The organism is Nonomuraea sp. MG754425, assembly GCF_021699195.1.
Lineage (GTDB): Bacteria > Actinomycetota > Actinomycetes > Streptosporangiales > Streptosporangiaceae > Nonomuraea.
In genome coordinates this window covers 1-269 of the sequence record NZ_SSXE01000589.1, presented here as the reverse complement: position 1 = coordinate 269, position 269 = coordinate 1, and the positions used below count along the sequence as shown (strand labels likewise).

Annotated in this window: 1 rRNA gene; it reads right to left on the bottom strand. The window is 56.5% G+C overall.

Annotation, left to right across the window (positions count from 1 at the left end):
- A 23S ribosomal RNA gene (locus FAF44_RS54090) occupies positions 1-269 on the bottom strand; the annotation flags it as partial.

Here is a 269-nt window from a genome sequence, read left to right as displayed (position 1 = left end):
GCGGATTTACCTACATCTCACCCTACATGCTTACCCCAGGACAACCATCGCCTGGGCTGGACTACCTTCCTGCGTCACCCCATCGCTTACCTACTACCCAATCAGGTCGAGCGTTCAGCCTCACCCCGACCCCGAAGGATCAAGGGACTTAAGGACTCTTAGTATCAAGGGGTTCAATATGGGCGCATTGAAGCGGGTACGGGAATATCAACCCGTTATCCATCGACTACGCCTGTCGGCCTCGCCTTAGGCCCCGACTTACCCTGGGC